This is a genomic window from Paenibacillus sp. MDMC362, assembly GCF_003269305.1.
Taxonomy (GTDB): domain Bacteria; phylum Bacillota; class Bacilli; order Paenibacillales; family Paenibacillaceae; genus Paenibacillus_AQ.
Window position 1 is genome coordinate 485,277 of record NZ_QLYT01000008.1, and the last position, 23,385, is coordinate 508,661.

The 23,385-nt window shown below is 47.4% G+C and carries 24 protein-coding genes; 5 read left to right on the forward strand and 19 right to left on the reverse strand.

Going from position 1 to position 23,385, the window contains the following annotated elements; genetic code table 11:
• Window positions 1-80 precede the first annotated feature (80 nt).
• The 4 genes from DP091_RS04515 to DP091_RS04530 all read right to left on the reverse strand — a co-directional run bounded on the left by DP091_RS04515 (window position 81) and on the right by DP091_RS04530 (window position 4,023).
• Window positions 81-1,742: a peptide ABC transporter substrate-binding protein gene (locus tag DP091_RS04515; protein WP_113057224.1), complete on the reverse strand. Its 1,662-nt coding sequence runs from the start codon at window positions 1,740-1,742 to the stop codon at window positions 81-83.
• Window positions 1,743-1,891: 149 nt separating this feature from the next.
• Window positions 1,892-2,278, reverse strand: coding sequence for a DUF3397 domain-containing protein (locus tag DP091_RS04520; protein ID WP_113057225.1), 387 nt, complete (start codon window positions 2,276-2,278; stop codon window positions 1,892-1,894).
• A gap of 12 nt (window positions 2,279-2,290) precedes the next feature.
• A complete protein-coding gene (locus DP091_RS04525) occupies window positions 2,291-3,247 on the reverse strand; it encodes a ketopantoate reductase family protein (protein WP_113057226.1) in 957 nt (318 codons plus the stop codon).
• A 125-nt stretch (window positions 3,248-3,372) separates the two neighbouring features.
• Window positions 3,373-4,023, reverse strand: coding sequence for an RsfA family transcriptional regulator (locus tag DP091_RS04530; protein WP_071222968.1), 651 nt, complete (start codon window positions 4,021-4,023; stop codon window positions 3,373-3,375).
• A 341-nt stretch (window positions 4,024-4,364) separates the two neighbouring features.
• Between DP091_RS04530 and DP091_RS04535 the strand changes: the two genes are divergently transcribed.
• Both DP091_RS04535 and DP091_RS04540 read left to right on the forward strand, forming a co-directional pair.
• Window positions 4,365-4,601, forward strand: coding sequence for a DUF2626 domain-containing protein (locus tag DP091_RS04535; protein ID WP_006209059.1), 237 nt, complete (start codon window positions 4,365-4,367; stop codon window positions 4,599-4,601).
• Window positions 4,602-4,856: 255 nt separating this feature from the next.
• Window positions 4,857-5,969: a coiled-coil domain-containing protein gene (locus DP091_RS04540; RefSeq protein ID WP_113057227.1), complete on the forward strand. Its 1,113-nt coding sequence runs from the start codon at window positions 4,857-4,859 to the stop codon at window positions 5,967-5,969.
• Between the two features lie 36 nt (window positions 5,970-6,005).
• On the opposite strand, the gene DP091_RS04545 is transcribed toward DP091_RS04540, so the two are convergent.
• Window positions 6,006-7,259, reverse strand: coding sequence for an ABC transporter substrate-binding protein (locus DP091_RS04545; protein ID WP_113057228.1), 1,254 nt, complete (start codon window positions 7,257-7,259; stop codon window positions 6,006-6,008).
• Window positions 7,260-7,456: 197 nt separating this feature from the next.
• The gene (locus DP091_RS04550; protein WP_113057229.1) at window positions 7,457-8,788 is read right to left on the reverse strand and encodes a PhoH family protein; all 1,332 of its coding nucleotides are present in this window, start codon (window positions 8,786-8,788) and stop codon (window positions 7,457-7,459) included.
• A 117-nt stretch (window positions 8,789-8,905) separates the two neighbouring features.
• Between DP091_RS04550 and DP091_RS04555 the strand changes: the two genes are divergently transcribed.
• Window positions 8,906-9,568 (forward strand): YhcN/YlaJ family sporulation lipoprotein, encoded by a 663-nt coding sequence (locus DP091_RS04555; protein ID WP_113057230.1) that lies wholly within the window; start codon window positions 8,906-8,908, stop codon window positions 9,566-9,568.
• A gap of 80 nt (window positions 9,569-9,648) precedes the next feature.
• On the opposite strand, the gene DP091_RS04560 is transcribed toward DP091_RS04555, so the two are convergent.
• The 6 genes from DP091_RS04560 to DP091_RS04585 all read right to left on the reverse strand — a co-directional run bounded on the left by DP091_RS04560 (window position 9,649) and on the right by DP091_RS04585 (window position 15,022).
• The gene (locus DP091_RS04560; RefSeq protein WP_113057231.1) at window positions 9,649-9,930 is read right to left on the reverse strand and encodes a hypothetical protein; all 282 of its coding nucleotides are present in this window, start codon (window positions 9,928-9,930) and stop codon (window positions 9,649-9,651) included.
• Between the two features lie 75 nt (window positions 9,931-10,005).
• Window positions 10,006-11,112, reverse strand: a complete 1,107-nt coding sequence (locus DP091_RS04565) for an LCP family protein (protein ID WP_113057232.1) — start codon at window positions 11,110-11,112, stop codon at window positions 10,006-10,008.
• 166 nt (window positions 11,113-11,278) lie between these two features.
• A complete protein-coding gene (locus tag DP091_RS04570; protein ID WP_113057233.1) occupies window positions 11,279-11,572 on the reverse strand; it encodes a YlaH-like family protein in 294 nt (97 codons plus the stop codon).
• Between the two features lie 39 nt (window positions 11,573-11,611).
• A complete protein-coding gene (gene typA / locus DP091_RS04575) occupies window positions 11,612-13,453 on the reverse strand; it encodes a translational GTPase TypA (protein ID WP_113057234.1) in 1,842 nt (613 codons plus the stop codon).
• A gap of 152 nt (window positions 13,454-13,605) precedes the next feature.
• Complete coding sequence (locus tag DP091_RS04580) at window positions 13,606-14,118, reverse strand: hypothetical protein (RefSeq protein ID WP_113057235.1); 513 nt, start codon at window positions 14,116-14,118, stop codon at window positions 13,606-13,608.
• Between the two features lie 244 nt (window positions 14,119-14,362).
• Complete coding sequence (locus tag DP091_RS04585) at window positions 14,363-15,022, reverse strand: TerC family protein (RefSeq protein WP_113057236.1); 660 nt, start codon at window positions 15,020-15,022, stop codon at window positions 14,363-14,365.
• Window positions 15,023-15,153: 131 nt separating this feature from the next.
• Here DP091_RS04585 and DP091_RS04590 point away from each other — a divergent pair, with 131 nt between their 5' ends.
• The gene (locus tag DP091_RS04590; RefSeq protein WP_113057237.1) at window positions 15,154-15,846 is read left to right on the forward strand and encodes a TerC family protein; all 693 of its coding nucleotides are present in this window, start codon (window positions 15,154-15,156) and stop codon (window positions 15,844-15,846) included.
• 137 nt (window positions 15,847-15,983) lie between these two features.
• Here the strand turns inward: DP091_RS04590 and thiI are convergent, their stop codons facing one another.
• From thiI to DP091_RS04620, 6 genes are all read right to left on the reverse strand, one after another.
• Window positions 15,984-17,222, reverse strand: coding sequence for a tRNA uracil 4-sulfurtransferase ThiI (gene thiI / locus DP091_RS04595; RefSeq protein ID WP_113057238.1), 1,239 nt, complete (start codon window positions 17,220-17,222; stop codon window positions 15,984-15,986).
• Complete coding sequence (locus tag DP091_RS04600) at window positions 17,219-18,379, reverse strand: cysteine desulfurase family protein (RefSeq protein ID WP_113057239.1); 1,161 nt, start codon at window positions 18,377-18,379, stop codon at window positions 17,219-17,221. The genes thiI and DP091_RS04600 overlap by 4 nt, the downstream gene beginning before the upstream one ends.
• A 166-nt stretch (window positions 18,380-18,545) precedes the next feature.
• Window positions 18,546-19,232 carry a lytic transglycosylase domain-containing protein gene (locus tag DP091_RS04605; protein ID WP_113057240.1) on the reverse strand — a complete coding sequence of 229 codons (687 nt, stop codon included), beginning with the start codon at window positions 19,230-19,232 and terminating at the stop codon, window positions 18,546-18,548.
• A gap of 147 nt (window positions 19,233-19,379) precedes the next feature.
• A complete protein-coding gene (locus DP091_RS04610; protein WP_113057241.1) occupies window positions 19,380-19,742 on the reverse strand; it encodes a hypothetical protein in 363 nt (120 codons plus the stop codon).
• A 69-nt stretch (window positions 19,743-19,811) separates the two neighbouring features.
• Complete coding sequence (locus DP091_RS04615; protein ID WP_113057242.1) at window positions 19,812-20,036, reverse strand: DUF1540 domain-containing protein; 225 nt, start codon at window positions 20,034-20,036, stop codon at window positions 19,812-19,814.
• A 136-nt stretch (window positions 20,037-20,172) separates the two neighbouring features.
• Window positions 20,173-20,679, reverse strand: a complete 507-nt coding sequence (locus tag DP091_RS04620; RefSeq protein WP_113057243.1) for a YpuI family protein — start codon at window positions 20,677-20,679, stop codon at window positions 20,173-20,175.
• A 252-nt stretch (window positions 20,680-20,931) separates the two neighbouring features.
• Here DP091_RS04620 and DP091_RS04625 point away from each other — a divergent pair, with 252 nt between their 5' ends.
• On the forward strand, window positions 20,932-22,857 hold the full coding sequence (locus tag DP091_RS04625; protein ID WP_113057244.1) for a S8 family peptidase: 1,926 nt from the start codon (window positions 20,932-20,934) through the stop codon (window positions 22,855-22,857).
• A gap of 80 nt (window positions 22,858-22,937) precedes the next feature.
• On the opposite strand, the gene DP091_RS04630 is transcribed toward DP091_RS04625, so the two are convergent.
• Complete coding sequence (locus DP091_RS04630) at window positions 22,938-23,216, reverse strand: hypothetical protein (protein ID WP_113057245.1); 279 nt, start codon at window positions 23,214-23,216, stop codon at window positions 22,938-22,940.
• Between the last annotated feature and the right edge of the window lie 169 nt (window positions 23,217-23,385).

Consider the following 23,385-nt stretch of genomic DNA (forward strand, 5'->3'; position numbering starts at 1 on the left):
AAAAATCGGGATATATATGAGGTTTATGCCCCACATATATATCCCGAACCGTAACCTTTTATAAATGGTTTTACAAAAGACTACTCGATATATGCACGTGTGAAATCGATATCACCCTTATAATCCAGATGAAGATTCTTCACCCATGGTTTAACCAAGGACACGCTGGAGTAATAGTAGATCGGCATTACAACTTGGTTTTCTTCAACGAGAATTTTCTCAGCCTTGGACATCAGCTCCATGCGTTTAGCGTTATCGCTAGTGGCATAAGCATCCTTCACAAGTTGGTCATATTCTTCGTTCTTGAAGCCAGTATCGTTGTTACCGCCGTTGGATGTCCACATATCGATATAAGTCATCGGGTCGTTATAGTCTGCTCCCCAGCCGGAACGCGCAACTTGATAGTTGAGATCCGTACGGTTCTTCAGGAATACGCCCCACTCTTGGTTTTGTACCTTCACAGTAACGCCGAGGTTGTTCTTCCACATATCTGCAATAGCAAGCGCAATTTTCTTGTGGTTGTCATCGGAGTTATGGATCAAAGTAACTTCCGGTAATGTGGTATAGCCTTTTTCCTTCATACCTTGCTCGAGCAGTTTCTTAGCTTCTTCAAGATTTTCATCGAAGTAAGTATCCGGCACCTCTTTACGGTACTCGTCGGACTCACCTTTGATGCCAGGAGGAACAAAGCCGTGTGCTGGAAGTTGTCCACCTTGCGTGATTTTCTCTACGATCGCCTGACGATCAATCGCCATGGCAAACGCTTTACGAATGTTCACATTGTCAAATGGTTCTTCTGTTGTGTTGAAGATATAGAAATACGTCGATGAGATCCCTTTGATCATCAGTTCATCGCCCAATTCCTTCTTGATCGCATTGAGCTGATCCGTCGGAATATTTCCTGTTGGATGTCCTGCATAATCCAATTCATCGTTACGATAGCTTGAAAGTTCAGTTGCCGAGCTGTTTACGATACTCATTTGAACTTTTTCAAGTTTGATTCCATCCTTGTCCCAATATTGGTCGTTCTTCACAAGCTCGATCTTTTGACCTTTAGTCATTTGTGAAACCTTGAACGGACCATTGCCGATCAATGTTTCAGGTTTGGTTGCCCAAGAAGCATTACCTTCAACGGAGCTGTGAATCGGGAAGTAGGTTTGGAATGACATCAAACTGAGGAAGTATGGCGTTGGGTTTGCCAACGTAACTTCGAGCGTATAATCATCGGTTGCTTTTACGCCGACTTCATTGGCGTCTTTGATCTCTCCAAGATTGTAAGCTTCAGCGTTTTTGATGTAATAGAGCTGATACGCATATGGTGATGCAGGAGTAAAGTTCGGATCAAGTACGCGTTTCCATGCATACTCAAAATCTTTTGCCGTTACTGAATCGCCGTTGCTCCATTTGGCATCTTTGCGAAGGGTGAAGACATATTTCAATCCATCTTCAGAAATTTTCCATTTTTCGGCTACGCCAGGCTCTTCAGAGCCATCTGCGCCCTTGCGGACCAAACCTTCAAATACAGCACTAATTACCGTATTCGACGTGTTATCCTGAGCCAAGCCCGGATCCAGTGTAGGAGGGTCGGAAGCAAGGTTCATGCGGAAGACTTGCTCTTTAGGCTTGTCCGCCGTTCCACCGTTATTGGCGCCATCGTTCTTATCAGCTCCACACGCTGCCAAAACCGAGCTGAAAGCAAGAATTAGCGTCATGAGAAGCAGTAATTTCTTTTGTTTCTTCATCTTGCGGTATCCCCCTCGTAGATTTTAGGTATATGCTTATCGATTATACAACCAGTGGTCAAAAAAATCCAGAAATCAATAAATTGAAAAATCTGCCTGACCCAGAGATCGAACAGATTTATCATATAATACTAGTTATTAGATTGTACTTACATCACCTTAATTATGTAGGAGAGGAGACCAAAAAATGTAAAAACTATATAGCCAAAACCCATGCTGACAAAACCGAGACGCCACACGGCGCGCAGCAGCCTCTTGCCGTTAACCTTGCCTTTCCAGCGGTTCTGCGCACTGCCGATCAACCCCGCTGCAATGAGCAGCATGAGGAGAATAAGATAGAAACCGAATTTGGACTGGAATGTATTATTAAACAAGGCGGAGACCGAAAACAGCATGAAAAATGTGGTCACATCCATGGCCAGCTCCAGCGCTTGCTTTCGATTTTTATTTCTTTGCAAGACAATGAAATACACCAGTAAAAACGGAATGAACGGAAACAGGCTTAATGTGTGAAACAGCCCCTGCAAGAAACCCATGCTAAAGACCCCCTATGTATTCATCCCCTCGATGAGCTGCGTGATCAGCTCGTGTATTGGCACAGAAATGCCATATTTTTGACCCAAACGGACAATGCTACCGTTAATCCAGGCAACTTCCGTCGTTCTGCCTTCCATTACATCCTTAAGCATGGAAGACGTGTTACTCGAAGTTGATTGACAGACGGATAGGATCCATTCCCAAAGCCCGCTTCCATAAGGAATGCCAGCCGCTTCATATACGGCGATCCCTTCATTATATAACTGCTTCATAAGGCTGACTCGTTCAGGGGAAGTTAACAGCTCTCCGTTAGGAATCCGCCACAATGCAGTCAAAGGATTAATGACTGCGTTTATCAGCAGTTTGCGATAAATCATCTCATCCATTTCATTCGACAAAAAAGCTTCAAATCCTGCTCTATTCAGCTGTTTTACAAGCTTAATTTCATGAGTTTCCTGCGAGAGAGCATCTAATGAGCTTCCGTCGGGCATCATTTTGCCGATTGTCGTCGTTCCGCGGCCGGCATGCAAAACGGAGACGCTGCTTGTACGCTTCGCCCCTTCCGTCGTAATCGCGGCGTAGATCGTCCACATCGGCAGCAGGTCCTGAAGCCGCTCCAGATGGCCTGTACCGTTCTGAAAACATAGGAGTCTGCGGTGATCTTCCCCAAATAGAGCCAGCATCTCCGCTGCTATCTCTTCGATCCCTTGCTGCTTCAGCATGAGGAAAAGATAATCCGCATCGGCCCCGCCGCCCGACTCGGCAAAGGATGACCATGAGCTGACCGAGAAAGCATGGGCGTCAATGACCTGGTGCCGGTCCGTCTCCTCGATGGTTATGCCGGAAGCCCGAAGCTTGTCCGCCTGCTCCTCGCTTCGGCACCATAACGTGACACGGCAGCCTGAATCCGCAAGTTTGCCCGCATATAACAGCCCCAATGAGCCGCCTCCGATAATATGGATATTCATGATCATCCCCCATTATTGTAATAGTCCTAGTATATATCAGAATCATCTCCTATACGCACAAATAACCCGCCAAAGCGCATGAAATGCACTAATGCGGGTTATGGCTGGAGCAAGATAACCTTTACCTATTCGATTCGTTCCAGATTACCGTTAGCGTCCATTTTAAAGCGTGTTTTAAGTTCCTCGTCTTCTTCATTTAAAAACGCAAGTCTGCGTGCCCGATCCATAATCTGAATCAGTGCCTTATAATCGTCATTGACCACATGATAGTCCGTTTTCACTTCGCTGACTTCCTTCAATAACCTCTGATTCTCACTGCGGAGTCTTGAAAGCTCTTCCTCTTTTTCACGCAAGTTCTTCTCAAGCAATTTATACTGACGTGAACTTTCCTGAAGCCCGCCCTTCCACTGACGAAGGAAACGGATAACGGCATCGATGGACAGTGTTTCTTCGCTTGCACCATCATTCTTATAGACATCGTGCTCCAGTTCCGGAGCAGCCAAACCGGCAACCTGCGGTCCGCTTACCGAAGGCTGTTTTTTATAATAACTTCTCTTTTGACGCTGAGATTTCGCCAAGCTGATAGCATCCTCATATTTCTTGCGAACGCAGCTATTCCAACGAAATCCACAAGCCGCCGATGTCCGGCCGATTCTTTCTCCCACTTCCTCAAAGGCAGCCAATTGGGTGCTGCCCTCACGAATATGACGAAGGGTCACCTCCGCCAGTATTAGGTCGTCCTCTGCACTCCATGCATCCTGTCTCACTGCTGACATACCATAAAACCCTCCTAACGACATCCTAAAATAACCGTCTTCAATACCGTAAATCGGCTGCTGAATAGGGTATAAAAACTGCTTAATTCATTTCTATGCCTCTCATAGAGTTCATAGAATCTATTTGATACTAAAATGTATTTCCATTTTGATTACAGATCATACTCTTACGAAGGCAAAAGGGAAGATTTGTCCAAATTATTCACGAATTCAATGTCCTGCTTCTGGTTAATAATAAAAAATAAAGGGTTTTCTTGAGTTAGGCGTTTACACGTTTTTACCATAACGCTATAATGTTCATAGCAGCATTATGTGCGTACATACGAGAGGAGGATATAATCGTGGCACGGATGTTTCGAGTCCTTGGCTTTTTCACCCTGACTATCGGGTTGATGGCCTTTGCCGGAGATCATATTGAAATGGCACTGCTTTTCTTCCTGCAGACTGCATTTTTCGTGATCCTGGGATATTTGAAATTCACGGAGAGAACCTATATTCTTCTCTTCTGGGCTTATATGATCGTGACCTTCACAGGCTTTAGCTATTGGACGGTCTTCATTATGGGCAAACCACTCTAATAGGTAAACCATGCAAGCGATGTTTGTGATCCGCCAGCGCTCAACCTGGACAAACAGGGGCTCGCTGGTGGATTTTCCTTGCGATTAGAGAATGAGAGTACTTAAAAGAGCGATCAGGTGCTTTAGCTGCCGGATCGCTTTTTTAATGTCCAAAGGTTGATATTTGAGTCGTATACGTCATATATTGGTTAAAATGAAGGGACAGACAGCGGTTGGATTCCTTTCGACTAACAACCATTCAAGGAGGACTCCCGTTTGAATGTACGAATAAAACTACCTTTCCTCCCGTTCATGCTGTGTATAACCCTGTTGTTCTGCTTCATAGGGGCTCCAATTTCCGTATATTCCGAGCAGGATGCAAGCCCGGTTATGCCTGATACGGAGGAGGCGCGCAAGCTTCTGGAGGACAGCCTCTCCATTGTGGAGATCGATCATGAAATCGAGCGGATAACCAAACGTATCGCCGAATTGCAGCAGCTCCAGAGCGAACTGCAAATTAAAATTCAGGATATGGGCTTGCGGATCGAAGACCGGCGTGATCGTGCAGGAGCTGTTCTTCGTTCTTATTACATGGGTGAGAGGGATCATTTATTCTTCATGCTGTTGTCTGCAAAAGACTTAGCCGGTTTTTTCCGGATCATGGACTTTTACGATATGATTATTCAAAATGATGAGGATACACTTGCGGAATATAACCACCAGTACCGCTCCCTTGCCTCTGCCAAGGCCGAAGCCGAGCGCAATGCTTCTCATCTCGCCGAAGTAAAGGACAGCCTTGTCAAGCAGCGTGAACGGGTGCTGGCGCTTGAACGGCAGGTTGACGGAGCACTGACAGCCAGCGGCAACCCGGATGCCATGAAGAAGTTGATTGAAGAGTTCACCCTTTATTGGGAGAATGTGGGCCTGTACGAGGTAAAGCGTCACTTCCAGGCTTTAGCCAGCGCTATGGAGAATCTGCCGCAATTTGTTCAGGGAAGCAAGAATATGCTGAAAACAAACGGCAAGGTGTACACCATCGATATCCATGAGGATGATCTCAACGCATTTTTAAGATCCGAAGACGAAATCTTTAACAGCTTTGCTTTCCATTTTGACGATGGAAAAGTAATCGCTTCGGGTGAGAGCGGAAATCTCTCGCTGCTGATTGAAGGAACATACGCCGTGATTAACGAACCGGAGAATGCCATCATGTTCCAAGTCGACAAACTTGTGTTCAATCGGCTGGAATTGCCTGACACCACGCGCAAAGCGCTGCAGGAAGAATTCGACATGAACTTTTATCCCAAGCAGCTGGTGTCTTTCTTAAAAGCAACGCAGGTATCCAGCCAAGATCAAAGATTAGTGGTCAAAATGGAGCTGGATTTATAGAAAAAAGCTGCCCTTCGTTTGGGCAGCTCTTTCTTTTTATGGATGAGAAGGCGTGTACATTTTCATATATTCTTCTATCGTGATTTCCCCAAGCAGCAATCGATTCGCTGCTTCGCCATACGTTTGGAAACCTTCCGACTCCCCAAAATCCAATGCAGCCGGCTCCTTTCTGGAGAGCAGCATTTGGGCTGGAACGGCCGCCTTTTGCCAAATGCCCCGGTCACTTAGGTTCGTACCTGTGACATACAGCTCTGAAACCACGGGAAGCGTTCCCGCCGATCTGCTCCATTCACGCTGCATCTCTTTGCCAGTCATATATGCAATCCATTTCATGGCAAGAGCCGATGATTCCGTGTGGGCGGCTACAGCAAAACTTCGGGTTCGGACAACCGGCGTATCCAGTCGGGCTTTCCCCATTGCAAGTGCAAGCGACATTCCGTTGTCATCTTGATCTGATAAGCTCGAATACGGCTTGATGACCACTGCTGCTTCCGTTTTGTCGGAGGTGGTCAACTCTTGGTCATTAACCTGTGTTTCCATGGCGCCTTGCGCTGATTCTGCCCACCTTCCCTGATTGCGAATCAGCATATGAAGCACCTCTTGATCAGGCTTGGAAGGATCGCCTTCGAGCAAATGTACCGCCGCGCCGAAAGCGTAAGGATCATTCGAATCAAATGAGAGGAAAGGGCTTACTTTATGCAGCTCCGAATATTCCTGCCATCCCTGACGGCCCTGTGGCACTTTAAAAGGTTCGCCGCCCTTCCCCTTGGTCTGCCAGGTCATAATATAGGGGTCTATATCAAAGGGCATTCCCCATTGATACCCGTTCCACTGCAGCGGTGGCAGAAGGCCTTTCAAGATGTCTTCGCCCGGCAGCGTGCCCTGAGAAGCATCAACAGGCAGTAAGCATCCGCTCATTGCAAGCGCTTTAATATAGTGTGAATCCGTTAAAACAATATCAGGTCCTTCACCTAGAGACATCTCGAGCAGAAACGACTCTTTATGTGTTTCACTCGTTTCCAGGGGCGAAATTTCAACCTCAGCACCGGTCTCTTCCATAAAACGCTCATTAAGAGCTTTTAGTTGTCTCAGTTCATCCGGCTTTACCTGAACACCGACCTTGATCGGACCCAGATCGGTCTCCGGTACCTCCGGTCTTTGCTGCGGAGGATTAGGCTCATCCCCCGGGGGCTCTCGTCTAGTGTGATGAGTGAAGTCAAAGCTGGGAGATAAACTGGATAAAGACAACAGTAAAATGGCAAATAAGAACCAATATTTCTTCCGCTTCATATCCCCTCTTCACTCCTTCAATCGTCGCATGCCCTTATTTTACCAAACTTCTAGTGCTCTTGTCCTATCTTTTTTGTTAATTATCTAGTCCAGATTTTACTAGTAACGATGAGAAGGAAAAAAGACTGTCCTATGAATCTGGAACAGTCTTAAACCTACGATTTATTTTAAGGAATCATTTCTCGGGAAATACATGGTTATAACAAGTCGGCAGCCAGCTGAGCCAGCTTGGAGCGTTCCCCTTTAGTCAGCGTTATATGCCCGCTCAGATTTTCTTGCTTGAATCGTTCCACCACATAGGTCAACCCATTACTTACAGCATCCAGGTAGGGATGATCAATTTGCTCCGGATCTCCCATGAGAATCACTTTACTCCCTTCTCCCGCCCTTGAAACAATCGTCTTGACCTCATGACGGGATAAGTTTTGGGCTTCGTCCACAATGATGAACTGGCCTGGTATCGAGCGGCCCCGGATATAAGTCAGTGCTTCCACCTGGATGCTGCCGAGCCCCATCAATATTTTATCGATATCACCCGATTTTTTGGTGTCGAATAAATACTCCAGATTGTCATATATCGGCTGCATCCACGGTCTTAGTTTCTCTTCTTTTTCGCCAGGCAAATAACCGATATCCTTCCCCATCGGAACGACCGGACGCGCAATGAGCAGTTTTTTGTATTTATGCTCATCCTCCACCTTGGATAGGCCTGCTGCCAATGCCAGCAAGGTTTTTCCCGTTCCGGCTTTCCCGGTAATGGTGACTAGCGGAATATCGTCGTTTAATAGAAGCTCAATCGCCATACGCTGTTGGGCGTTGCGGGCGCTGATGCCCCATACAGGTTCGTTGCTTAAATGGAGCGGCTCCAATCTGGTTGCATCCTCATTCACATGAAGGAGAGCTGACTTTCCTGTTCCCATCTCATCCTTCAGAATAACAAATTCATGCGGATAAAGCGGATAAGACAATTGAAGAGGTTTAATCGGCAAATAACGATAGCTGTAAAATTCATCGATTACCGAAGGATGTACCTTTAAGGTAGAGAAACCGGGATACAACTCGCTTGGATCGGCTGTACGGTCCGATAAATAATCCTGGGTGGTGAGTCCGAGCACATCCGCTTTAATTCGAACAAGCACATCCTTGCTGACCAGAACAACGGGTCTTCCGTGCTCCTTCGGCTCCTCCTCCAATTTATAATTTAACGCGACAGCCAAAATTCGGTTGTCGTTGGATGCTTCGCTAAATAACTCCTGTACCTTGACGAAGCTGCGATGATTCAGCTCAACCTTCAACGTCCCGCCGTTCTCCAGAAGAACTCCGTCATGAAGATGACCTTGTTCTCTTAACCCATCGAGCAATCGGGAGACCGTGCGGGCATTGCGGCCGATTTCATCCGCATTTCGCTTCTTCGAATCAATCTCTTCAAGAACCACCGCAGGAATGATGACTTCATGCTCCTCGAATGCATAGATCGACTGAGGATCATGCAGCAATACGTTCGTATCCAGCACAAATATTTTTTTCATCTTATCCCTCCACTGCTTCTTCATCAGGTACACACATAAACCTTTCCGTCCCGGACATAATAAGCGTAGCGACTGGAGTAATTTAGCGAACTCTACTACGAAAGGACAGATCAATCCATGAGAGCTGCTCTATCCATCATGCTAGCGGTGTTGTTGCTCGCAGGCTGCGGGACCGCTAATAACAATGCATCACCCTCTCCTCGTAATCAAAGCAATGGAACCACTGCTAACAATGTTCAGAATATGAATGGAAACAGAGGTTATACCACTAACAATGTAGACGGCTGGACTCCGGATAACACGAATACGGGACAGGTTGGCAACGTAAATGATAACAACGGACAAGTTGACGCTACAACCGCAAATCACCTGAAATCACTGGCAGAGAGTGTGCCCGGCGTTAAAAACGCAAACTGTGTTGTCATGGGAAATACGGCTGTTGTTGGACTTAATGTAGATGGAAATTTAGATCGTGCAGAAGTCGGAACCATTAAATACACAGTCGCGGAAGCCCTTCAATCCGATCCGGCAGGTGCTAATGCACTTGTTACGGCTGATTTAGACGTTACGAACCGGATTGCCGATCTTGGCCGGCATATTCAGGAGGGAAATCCGGTTTCAGGACTTGCCAGTGAACTCGCTGACATCGTAGGCCGAATCATTCCTCAGCTGCCTAAAGATGTTACACCTCGTGATGGTAATGCACAAGATAACGGTGCACAAACGGTAAATCCGAATAATCGAGGTAATGCACCAGCCAACCCGCACCGTAATAAATAGGCTAGAAGACAAATCCTGTCATAACCCGAGTTTGTCCGTCACCTGTCTCCAAATTTTATACAAAAAAAGCCCAGTGAAGCTCACTGGGCTTTTTTCAAGGTCATAACAACGCCATTAGCGAACATTTCTGCTTCGACAGAGACGTCGTGACCCGTATCATATTCAGAGTTTTGTAGCCTGTTCGGTGTGGAATTGGCAGCCATGTCGAATGAACACGTCTCAGAAGACATGGAATCAGAAGGATGGCATTGGAAAGGTTCCCATCCCCACATGGAATCTGCTACCACAAATCCATGGGCAGGGTAATCCGTCTGCCGAATACAGATCAATGGGTGTGTCGTATGCATCATAAGGTAGGACATGCCTTCGGCCTCCTGTACAATGATCTCCATCTGATACATTGTATTATAGCATACAATAAAACTTGCCTTCAATTGTCACGGAGTTGCTGCAGAATCCGCTTCTGTCCCCTGCTCGCCCGCGTTATGCTTGCCGGCAAGCTCGTCTTGCAGCGCTTGTCTGGCTGCATCCAGCTCGCTGCTGCTTATATATACGTAAGGGCTCTTCCAATTGCCTGTAACCGGCATGAATTTCACATCATCTTTTCCGATATCATAATAAGTCGCAATCAAATTTCGGATCTGCTCCTGCTCGAAATCGGTGGTCATGTTATCGCTGACCGCATCCAGAGCATTGCCCACCTTCGCAACGCCTCCGAGCGATTTCATCTTATCGAGCAGGGAATGCAGTACTTCGCTTTGGCGGGCATTACGCTCAAAATCGCTTGACTCCTTCGTTCTCGGCGAACAGCTATCACTGGATTTACGGTAACGAACATAATCCAGCGCCTTCTTGCCATCCAGCTTCTGAGGACCCACCGTGAGGTTAATGTCGGTCCCGTCTGCAGTATCGCGGTAACACATATTGTATTGAACGTTAACATCTACGCCGCCGAAAGTATCCACCACATCACGGAAACCCTGGAAATCGATAACCGTTACATAGTCGATATTAACGCCAAGATACTTGCTCATCATGACTTTCATTTCTTCTTCAGCCGGAATGCCGCTGCCCGGTTCCTTTTTTTCCGCAGCATTGTAAGCCGCTTTAAACCTTGGGTAATAAGCGTTCAGCTTCGTCGCTTTATATCCATCGAGTTCAATGAGCGTATCCCGCGGCAGAGATACCAGCGTCGACGTATTGGTTTCCGGATGCATGGTAGCGACCATGACCACATCCGTCAAGTAAGTTCCCGTTTCCGGGCGATGATCCGTTCCCAAGAGAAGCACCGTGATCGGTTTTTCTTTTGCGGATTGGCCGGGAGCTACAGGTTTGTCGATCCCGCTTTTTTCAATGATCTCATTGCCCTTGAAGTACAAATATCCGGCGTAACCTGCTGCAGTCAGAACTGCGAGTAACAAGACGATAAGAATGAATTTAAAAAATGATTTCCATGCGCTTTTTTTCTTTTTCGGAACTGGCTGTTTCTTGCCCTTCCCCCCACTTTTGGCTCTCGGAGGGAGATTGGTATGACTAGGATTCATATCATAACACCTGATTTCATTCAAATTAGATGAATGTCCGATAAACGCTTCAAAATACGAAGCATTTACCGGACCATGGTTAACATCTCTCTCTTATAAACGAAGGGGATTGACAAAAAGTTGCCGGATTCAATAACTTGGCACTTTTTTAAAACTCTACATCAACTTATGATTTTGGTTCGGTCTGAGCCTTCTTCTTCTGACGATCTTCAACAAAATATCGAATACGCACCATCAGCATCAATGCCACTGCTACTAACAAGCACTGGATAATCGGCAGCTTATCAATCTGAAACACAAGCAGTATCGCCGAGCCCAAGGCCATCAAGATATACAGGAGAATCTCCTTCATCAGAGGGAGCTTCTGCTTCACCCGGAATACCTTGTTGTAAACGTAGGTGATCAGCACAAAAATCACGATATAAGAGATGAGTGGGTGCGAGGCAAACCATTCTTGCATGATAGGTTCACTCCTTTTGGACAAGTAGATCTCTATCTATTATAGATTTGCTTGCGCCATTTTACGATGTTTTTCTGCGCGTTCGCGCTCACTCTTGTTCAAAATCTTCTTGCGAAGACGAACGGACTTCGGCGTAATCTCGCAATACTCGTCGTCGTTCAAGTATTCAAGAGCTTGCTCCAGCGAGAAAATAACCGGTGTTTTCAATTTAACCGTGTCGTCCTTCGTTGCCGAACGAACGTTGGTCAATTGCTTCTCTTTACAAATATTAACGACGATATCATTATCTCGGGTATGCTCCCCGACGATCATACCTTCATAAATCTCAGTCCCCGGTTCCAAGAACAGGGTACCGCGATCTTCCACCGACATCATGCCATAGAACGTTGAAGATCCGTTCTCCGTGGAAACCAGCACGCCTTGGTGACGTCCACCCACTTGCCCGCCGATAAGCGGACCGTAGCTGTCGAACGCGTGGTTCATAATGCCATAACCGCGTGTGAGGGTCAGGAAATGGGTACGGTAACCGATAAGTCCGCGAGCAGGAATCAAGAATTCCAGACGCACTTGGCCATTTCCGTTATTCACCATGTTCACCATTTCGGCTTTGCGTGTTCCAAGGCTTTCCATAACTGAACCCATGCTTTCTTCTGGTACATCGATCAAAAGACGTTCGATCGGCTCCATTTTGACGCCATCAATTTCTCTAACGATAACTTCAGGTTTGGAGACTTGAAGTTCATAACCTTCACGACGCATATTCTCAATCAATATACTGAGGTGAAGCTCACCGCGTCCCGATACGATATAAGCATCAGGGCTGTCCGTCTCATCCACTCTCAAACTTACGTCCGTTTCCAGTTCTTTAAAGAGGCGGTCACGCAGCTTACGGGATGTTACCCATTTGCCTTCGCGTCCGGCAAAAGGACTGTTGTTAACAAGGAACGTCATTTGCAGGGTTGGTTCATCAATTTTAAGGACAGGCAATGCCTCCGGATGCTGTGGATCTGCAATGGTCTCTCCAATGTTAATGTCTTTGATCCCTGCAATCGCCACGATGTCGCCTGCGCCTGCTTCGGCAACCTCGATCCGCTTCAATCCCTGGAAGCCGAACAGCTTCTCGATACGAGCATTCTTGGTCGAGCCGTCACGAAGCATAACGGTAACCGGTTGGCCTTGCTTAATGACACCGCGGTTCACGCGTCCGACGGCGATACGTCCAAGATATTCATTGTAATCCATCAAGGTAACGAGGAACTGGAGAGGCTCGTCCACTTTCTCTGTAGGGGAAGGGATATGGTCAATAATGGTCTCGTAAAGTGCAAGCATGTTATCATCTTGCTTCTCAGGATCCATACTGGAAGTACCGTTTAGGGCAGATGCATATACAACGGGGAAGTCCAATTGGTCGTCATTCGCTCCAAGCTCAATGAACAGATCCAGCACTTCATCGATCACTTCAGATGGGCGGGCGGCGGGACGGTCAATCTTGTTCACAACGACGATAGGAGTCAAGTTATGTGCAAGAGCTTTACCTAGCACAAACTTGGTCTGAGGCATACATCCTTCATAAGCGTCAACAACGAGCAGAACGCCGTCAACCATTTTCATAATACGCTCAACTTCACCACCGAAATCGGCGTGTCCCGGTGTATCCACGATGTTAATCAAGAAATCTTTATACGTAATAGCCGTATTCTTGGCTAGGATGGTTATTCCGCGTTCGCGCTCCAAATCATTGGAATCCATCGCGCGTTCCTGCAGCGTCTCATGCTCCCGGAAAATACCGGACTGCTGCAGCAGTTGGTCTACAAGTGTTGTTTTGCCATGGTCAACGTGAGCAATAATGGCAATGTTGCGAATCTGATCTCTTGATTGCATAAATATATCTCAAATCCCTTCTATTCGAATGAGCCACAAAGAAAGCGCCGGACGACATGCCGACGCTTCAACATACATCCTATAATATAGGTAAACGAGCGGGAAAATCAAGTCTTTTCAGAAAACTTCCAGCAACTTTTACCTCTTACCAATTACCAGCCTCTGCTCCATTTATTATTGCGCCCGGAACGATTGCGCCCGAAGATCATCCAAACGCCCGCTGCGATCAAGATCAGGGCAATAATGTAGAACGCTCCCGTCTCAAGCCAGGTGAAGAAGAAAATCAAAACGGAAAGCACCGTCAGTCCAAGCGCAACCGGCAGCGCAGCGCCTGGTCGCGGGCTCTCGTACAGATAATATTCATACAGGCCGACGGCCACGCCGAGAATTAACACAGGCCATAATGAAGCCATCAGTCCCCATCCCCCAATAATACATATGAAGAACAGAAGGCCGTACACCGTCAGAATACCGCCCGGAATGAGAACCGCGGCAGTGGCACGGCGACCAAAAAACATGAGATGCAAAAAAATGCCCGGCAGCAGCAGGATGAGAGGCCACAACGTTCTTCCCAAAAACCCAAATACACCAAGCTTGCCGAGCAAAATAACGACTCCAGCAGCAACGATGAAAATACCCAGCGCCAAATCTTTTCTGGAGGACATTTGATCACCCTCTCTTCAATATATGTATCACCAAAAATAGCGGTTTCTAAAAGAAGCAGTTACGTTAATTTTAGCCCAAACCGACAAAAAAAACCATATCCCGAGCTTGTTCCACTTGAAATAACCTTGCCCCGTCCCATATACCTGTATGGACCCAACAAAAAATGGACGACTGCACCGGGCAGTCATCCATTTTCCCTTAATCTATCCACTTATGCCAAAGCGTTGTTAAAATAAATACCCGTTACAAGGGCCGCCTTACCGTCTGTAATCCGCCAATGAGGACGACGGCACCTGCAACGACAATCGGCAGCAGACTGTGGGCATAAGGCATCCAGTAAGCCAGGAGAAGCCCTACGCGGGAATCCTGTATGAGCATTTCGCCTGCTGTAAAAGCTAGAATACCGGCACCTATGTAAAGCAGCACGGGAAACTTGTGAAGCAGGCTTGAGATCATCCCGCTTCCCCATACAACGATGGGAATGCTTAATAATATTCCGATGACAATCAAGGCGAGATCGCCTTTGGCAAGCCCCGCAATGGCCAAGACATTATCCAGGCTCATCACGAAATCGGCAATCAATATCGTATTGACTGCGGCCCATATCGTTGAAGCTTTGGCCAAGTTTGCATGGTCATGCTCCTTTTGCATCATGAGTTTGACTGCGATCCAGATCAACAGCAAGGCGCCGCCAGCCTGCAAAAAAGGAATTTTCAGCAGTAAAACCGCCAAAAAAGTCAGAATACACCGTAAGAGAACAGCCCCCGCAGTCCCGATCCAGACCGCCCGTCTGCGGTGTATTTCGGGAAGGTCTTTGCTGGCCATCGCAATGACCAGTGCATTGTCGCCACTGAGTACAAGATTGATCATCAATATTTGTCCCAACAAAAAAATCGTCTCCACTAAAACAACACCCCCCACTTTACACATATGTGGACATTGTCCAGGCTATGCTTGCACATCGGGAAAAATAGGCCTATAATAAATCCACTTTTGTTTAATGGTGGAACCGTATTCTAAGAGGAGTGACATTCATGGAAACCACAGCCGCTGAGTTTTTTCTTGCATTAATCAACATTGTATTTTTGGATCTGATCTTGGCCGGGGACAATGCCATTGTTATCGGTCTTGCAGCACGCAATCTTCAGAAGGAAACCCAGAAAAAAGCAATTATCTACGGCACTGCCGGAGCCGTTATTCTTCGTATCATCGCCACCATTCTCGTTGTCTGGCTCCTTAACATCCCTTGGTTACTGCTTGTGGGAGGCGTTCTCCTGATTGGCATTGCTTACAAGCTGATGACCGACGACAATAATGACCATGGCAGTATCAAAGCCGGAAAAAACCTAGGCGCTGCTATTCGTACGATTATTGTAGCGGATGCCGCGATGGGCCTGGACAATGTCATTGCCGTGGCCGGCGCGGCCAAACACAATATGATCCTTGTAACGCTCGGCCTGCTCATCAGCGTACCTATCGTGGTATGGGGCAGCACGCTGTTTATCAAACTGATCAACCGTTTCCCATGGATTATCTATGTAGGTTCTGCGGTACTTGCGTACACGGCATCCTCCATGATTACCGAGGAGAAGCATTTTATGGGATATTTCGAAGCGCATCAGATCATTAAATATCTCTTCATTGCTGCCATCATTGTCGGTGTGCTGACTGCAGGACATCTGAAAAAAAGATCTGCCGGACGCCGCCAGTCATCCAGCCAGTCATAAATAAAGCTCCATACGCAAGGTTAAATAACAACACCCCCAAGGCTTTCTAGCCTTGGGGGTGTTGTTATTGTTAAAACGGCGCACACTCGTCCGCTTATTCAACCCGCTGTTACCTTCTACCTTCGCTTGATGCTCGATTAAAACCAGTCTTCGTTTACCACGGGCTCCGCATGCTTTTCTTCAAGCTCGCCGATGTTACTATCCGGGGTAATAACCACCGTCTTCGTACCTTCAATGGCTGCTTGAATCCGTGCAGGCAGCTCGGGAATGGAGGCCTCCACCTTCTCGATGATCTTCAAATTCGGATTGGTTGTGGGCGATTTAGGCACAAACAGCGTACAGCAATCCTCATAAGGCAATATCGATGTCTCGAATGTGCCAATGTCCATCGCAATGTTGATGATATCGTTTTTATCCATCATAACGAGCGGCCGCAGCAGCGGCAGCTCGGTGGCTCTGCCGATCACATTCATGCTGGGCAGCGTCTGACTGGCAACTTGTCCGAGACTGTCACCCGTCACGATCGCCAATGCCCCTTCCCGCTCAGCAAGCGAGGAAGCAATCCGCAGCATCGCTCTGCGCATAAACGTAATGATCAGATTATCCTGGCCGATACCGACAAATGAAGTCTGTACATCGGTGAACGGAACGAGGTGCAGCTTGATTTTTCCTGTGTAGCCCGATAACAGCCTTGTTAACTCCATTACCTTTTCCTTCGAAAGTTGGCTGGTGTAGGGAAAACTGTAGAAGTGTACGCACTCAATTTCAAGTCCTCTGCGCATGGCCGACCAGCCCGCAACAGGACTGTCGATCCCCCCCGAGAGAAGCAGCATGGCCTTCCCATTCGTACCAATCGGATATCCCCCGGCGCCGGGAATCACTTCATAATACAAATACGTCTCGTTCTCCCGTATTTCCACCCGAAGCTCCATATCGGGCTGCTTCACCTTTACTTTAAGCTGAGGATAGGTTCGCAGCAAGGGCGATCCGACTAAATGATTCATCTCTTGCGAGGAATGAGGGAATTGTTTCCACACCCTTCTCGCATTGACTTTGAAGGTCGACGGGTCAGCCAGTTCCTTCTGTCCCACAAAATCAACCGCGGTTTCGATAATACGTTCAAGCTCGGAAGGACATACACGAACGGGACTGATGGAAACAAGGCCAAATACTTTTTTAAGGACATGGATCAAGGCCTCTGGAGATTCTCCGTTAAGCTCGACGTACAAGCGGCCGTATTCCTTAACGATTGTCGCTCCCGGAAACGGTTTGAGCACGCTTCGAATATGATTCAAGACCGATCTCTCGAATCGGTTGCGGTTTTTGCCTTTTAGAGTAAATTCGCCAAAGCGAAGCAGCAGTTTATCGTAAGTCATCTTCGGTTACCCTCTCTTTCTATAACGGGACGCAGGTTCCCGCAAACTTTTGCCAAGACTTCGACAAGCCGCGCTGCATCGCTGAGCTGATGCTCTTTGCCGAGGCTGATGCGAATTCCGGAGGAAGCAACGTCCATGTCCTTCCCCATCGCTAACAGGACCCGGCTGGGCTCGCTTAATTTAGAAGAGCAAGCGGATTTGGTCGATACGAGCATGCCCATCTCTTCCAGAGCATGGACCATCACCTCAGGTTTTAGTCCCGGATACGAAAAATGAATGATATGAGGCGCATGTTGCTCGCTGCTGTTTAACACCAATCCCGGGATTTTGCGGATGCCCTGAACCATAAGCTCCCTTAATTCCGTAACCCTTGCATAAAATTCCGGCTGGCGTTCTCTGGATAATCGCATGGCCTTCGACATCGCTACCGCTCCGGCAACATTCTCCGTTCCTGCCCGGTGTCCATTCTCCTGCGATCCGCCCGATACCAACGGGAACAATTGCACGCCTTGCTTAACATACAGCACGCCCATTCCTCTCGGACCGTTAAATTTATGGGCAGACAGGCTGTATAAGTCGGCCTGCCACCGGGAAAGTGTCACCGGCAATTTGCCAAATCCCTGCACCCCATCGATATGAAGCAGCGTTCGTGAATTTCGCTCCTTAACGATACGCCCCACTTCAGTCAGCGGTTGGACAGCCCCGGTCTCATTATTCACATGCATGATGCTGACGAGCACGGTATCTTTGCGCACAGCTTCCGTCAAGGCAGCCAGATCCACCACGCCGTCGGCATTGACCGGCAGATAAGTCACTTCCCATCCAAGTGTTTCCAGCTGCTTGCAGCTTTCATATACGGAAGGATGCTCTGTTCCCGTGGTGATGATATGCCGGCCCCGGCTGCTGTACTGCATCGCAGCCCCTTTAATCGCCATATTATTGCCTTCGGTTGCCCCGGAAGTGAATACGATCTCCGTCGGCTGAACGTCCAGCGCGGCTGCGCACACCTCTCTTGCCTTTTTCAGCAGTTTAGCGGCAGCCTCGCCTGAACGATGAAGTGCTGACGGATTCGCATAGTGCATCTTCATGACTTCTGCCAACGTATCCACTACTTCATCATAGGGAGGGGTCGTAGCAGCGTGATCCCAATATATCAAGGTAATTTCCCCTTTCCATCATACGCATCGCACGTTGTAAAACTTATTCCAGACCTTTATATTTACACAAAAAGACCAAACGGTAAAGCCGCACTCCGTCTTTAGACCGGAAAGCGGCGCGTATCGTTTGATCTTCTATCAACTTCCTATTTATCCCCATGCGGGTTTATAACGTGTACTTTGATTGTGCATTCAGAACTTTAGCGATATATGCCTGGGTTTCCTCGGGTAATTCATGAGCAACGGACATCAGCTCTTCATCACTGGATACACCCATATTCGCGATACGGGTTGGACCTGCATTATACGCTGCAAGTACCATAGCCATTTCTCCGCCAAACCGCTGAATCAGATTGGATAGGTATTTAGTACCACCTTCGATATTCTGAGCCGGATCAAAAGAGTTGCTTACCCCAAGTCCCCTTGCTGTGCCATCCATCAGCTGCATCAGCCCCTTGGCACCTGCAGAGGACACCGCGTTCGGATTAAAGGAAGATTCCGCATCAATGACCGCTTTGATCAGCGATACCGGCACGCCATAGCGTTCCCCGGCCGCCGTAATTAAATCCTCAAAGGTCGTTGGCTTTGTTGCTCCTGTGTCATGCACGACCCCCTCCAGTGGCAGAGACGAAGCAGATTCATCTGCAGCCCCTAGCTGCTGCCATAACAGCCCATCCTTAAAGGTTACGCCAGGCGCAAGCTGTGTAATCGAACGTTCGACCGGCTTGGAGGTGGAATCATCGGTAAGCAGGCTGCTTAGCACATTGACAAATCCGGTTGCCGACTCGGTGGAATTCGTATTCATCTGTGGTACATCCGTCATTTGCTTCCATGATATCGGATCTATTTGCATCGTTTAACTCACTTTCTGCAGCAAAATTTCAAACTTGTCCCTTATTTTATCATGGAACTGGAACAATCTGCTATACCTCTTCGACAAAAAAATAAGCGAATCAACTGTTCAGGTTGACCCGCCCTATGTTCACCATAATTTAATGAATTATCTACTGAAAGGAATCAAGATAAAATAACTGAGCGTTGCCAATATGCCGAGACCGATCGACCACGCGCCTGTCGTTTTGCTGCCTTTGCTGTAGGCATAATATCCAACAACCGCTGCGATGGGTCCCAGGATTACCGACCACATGAACAAGGAGGCGATGCCTAATACCAAGCCCACATATCCGACGGTGCGACCGGTAGAGACGTCTGCCTTATCCTCGCCCACTCTTCGTGCCGATGCATCGACAGGGGGAGCCACCTCGGCAGCATATTCTTCACGGTGATCCTTGCGCGGGAAGTCTACCCTGTTTCGCTTGCCCTCAACAACCTTCATTTTATGCTTGCGATGTTTTTTATCCATAAACTAGCCTCCTCCATTTCCATCATCCTAAAGTGCCCGGCACCCGGACTTTATCCGGCTTATATCCCGTCAGCCCTTCGGCTTGAAGGTCAAACAGCAGGTCTCGGAAGACTTGTCAGCAATATCCTGATGGTCGTCTACATAAGGCTCTGCTCCATACTCTTCATTGAGTTTTACATTTGCATGACGGTCAATTTCGATCATGATCATCTCGGCATGACATAGGTTTTGTTCTCCCCAGTAATGGCAATTGCTGACACTGCACTTCACTAATGGTTTGGCTTCGTTGGCCATTTTAGCATCACCTCGTCAACATTTTTTCCTTAGTTTACTGCCGGTATGCACAAGAACGATTGTCAGTTGGTGCCTCAGGCCCGAAACGCAAAAAGAGATGCCAATGGTTGGCATCTCTTGAATGTTCCTTAATATGCTATGCGTGTCTTTTCTCTGATTGCATGCGGCGTTCCGTCAAATAGTCGCTTTCGTAGTAAGCAAGATCATCGCGGAGCTCTTCATAAATCTTGGTAATGTTCATAATGACATCACGGGCAGGACGAACCGGCTTCTTCCGGAAACGAATCGCATCCTGTCCGGTATAGGCGTAACGACCATCTTCGGAATAACTTTCATTTTTGGGATAGAAGAAACTGTTGACACAGCGGTGATACAAATTATACAAAGCCTTCTCGGCAAAATCGATATCAAAATTAGGGCGACGCTGTACAACACCCAGCTTCTCATAGGAAACTTCAGAAAACACAAGCAAATGGCGAACATCCGACAGAAATCCTTTGTAAAAACGAACGGTTTCCTCGTCCTGTTCCGTTACCAATTGAGATAAAGCATGTTCATTCAAAAACGTTTCCATAATCGAAATAGCAGATTTCAACTTTTCTCTGGACTCCGAGCATAAATTCTGAAGATTGTCTGCTGGCATTACGATAGATCCCCCTTAAATGGTCGTGACCTACAGGTTATATAGCCTGATGGTCGTTATAATATGTACTATCCTAACACAAATTTTGGGATAACGAAATCCCTATCATGAATACACTTACAAGGTTATTTTTAGTACTTTTCATTTTGCGCCTTCCCCTCCGTTTTACTCATGATATGGAACGCATAAAAAGGATTCACTCTCCCCACGCTAAGACTACTTCAATCATGAACGCGGCGAGGAGGAAAACTTGTGAAATCTCGTACCCTGTGGAGCATCTTAGGTGCAGCGTCAGTTATTGGCGCGCTTCTGATCTTACTGTTCATCCCCGGTTCAAAACAGCCTGCTCCCACGGCTGAACCAACACAGCCTTTAAGGCCCCAGCAGGAGAACAAGGCTAAACACTTTACCATGCAAAGCGATCTCCATGCGACGGATCAACTCAACCGTCTTGATGCAAAAGGTCACCTGCGCAAAATGCTGAACAATAACGCTTTGCGCAGTTCGGGTCAAATAAAAGCCTATACGCAAAAAGAACAAAAGCTGCACAAGCATTTTCAGCAAGTACGGTGGTATAACCTCAAGCAAAACAAAATGACGGATGTACAGGGTCTGCTTCCCAAACTGAACAAAAAAGATAAAAATCTGATCACCCATCATTTCCAAATGGCACAGCAAAAGCTGAAACGGGGAGAATCTTACGATTCACCCAAGTTCAATGTCGCGGGGCAGCCTTATTTTGTTGTTGCCGAGCCGTCCAAGGATGGCAAATATGGCGCCGCCGCTTTGGTTAATCAAGGCGTACTGCACGAAGTAAGCAATCACCAGAAGCGGAATCTTCGCTTAATTCCGTACCCGAAGGAAGGTAAATTCAAGGTCGAATCCATTCATGCGGATACCCTCTCCGATATTACCGTCAAAACCGGACACGATAATGAAAAGGCCAGTCACTTTTACGAAAATGAAATTGTGGTGTCCTTTCAAAATGAGCCGTCTAAGCAGCAGCTCCTCAACATCTCTAAGGAGATATCTTGTGAAACTCCGAGGAAACTTGGTTATGCCTATGTTTTTCGTTCCAAGGATATGGACTACCATAAACTCCGCTCCTATTTCGAGCAGAAGTGGAAAACGAAGTATACTGAGCCTCACTACATCTATTTAACCAATGACCGCCCGCCTCAATCCAGAATCAACTCGGATTCCTTGCCGGATGGAGCGAACGCGCAGGTCAATATCCCGAATGATTTGCTGTTTTCTCAATATCAGTGGAATCTGCCCGTCATTGAGACGAACCGGGGCTGGGATCTGTCCAAAGGCAGTGAAGATGTCATCATCGCCGTTATTGACACTGGTGTGGATCTTCAGCATTCCGATTTGGATGGACAATTGGTAGAAGGATACAACATCGTTGAGAAGGACAAGCAGCCGCTGGATGATGTGGGGCACGGGACGCATGTAGCCGGGATCATCGGTGCCCTGGTCAACAACGGTGAAGGTGTTGCCGGGATAAGCTGGTACAACAAAATCATGCCGGTCAAAGCGCTTGACGGATCCGGCTCAGGAACAACCTATGCCGTGGCAGAAGGCATAATTTGGGCCACGGATCACGGAGCCAAGGTGATCAATATGAGTCTCGGCAACTATGCGGACTCCCAGTTTCTGCACGATGCCGTGAAATATGCTTATGATCGCGACGTTGTTCTTGTTGCTGCCTCAGGCAATGACAACACGGAGCGCCCTGGTTATCCTGCTGCCTATCCGGAAGTGCTGGCTGTCGCCGCAACGGATTCCAATCAGAAGCGGGCGGAATACTCCAACTACGGCGATTATATCGATGTGGCTGCTCCCGGGACCAATATTGCGAGCACGTTTCCTGGGAATCAATATGCGGCATTATCCGGAACCTCCATGGCCAGCCCTCATGCAGCTGCCATGGCGGGTCTCATTCGTTCCCTTAACCCTGACCTGACCAATCAGGAAGTCATGGACGTCATGATAAACCAAACGGTCGATCTTGGCGATAAAGGAAAAGATAAATATTACGGTCATGGTCAGATTGATATTTTCCAATCCTTGAAAGCAGTTGGCGCACCTGAAGTCCCTCTTCAAATGTGGCCGGGTCAAACGCTGCAAAATCTGGAGCAGGAGCTTCGCAAATTAAACGGTCCCAACGAATAAAATACACGAAATAAAGCAGCTTCCGCCTCGATCGCGTAGCTGCTTTATTTATTCATCTCGGAGGCAAGGAGCTCTTACATTTATTTCTTCCGGCGAGAACGGCTAGTACGTACTGCAGCTTTCTTCGAACGCTTACCGGAGACCGTAACTCCACCGTAGCCTCCATTGTCGCTCACAACTTCTTCTTCGCTGTACGTGTATATATGTTTTTCTACAGGTACGCAGTGAATCTTATCCACCACTTTAATCGGATGAATAACGGGTACGATTTGCGGTACATAGTGGTCTCTAACGACAACGATCGGCTCGCACACAATCGGTGACACAGGAGGACATGGATTTTCTTTATGACAAGACATGTTTTTTGCATCTCCTTTCCGTTGATGATTATAGCTTATTATCCCAAGGGCTATTTGGTATGGACGATTATCCGTACAGGACACATGATCTCCCAATATTTTCACGAAACCATAAGAAAAACGTCTATCGACGTACTTTCTCGGAAGACAGACCGCGGTTAGAGGATGT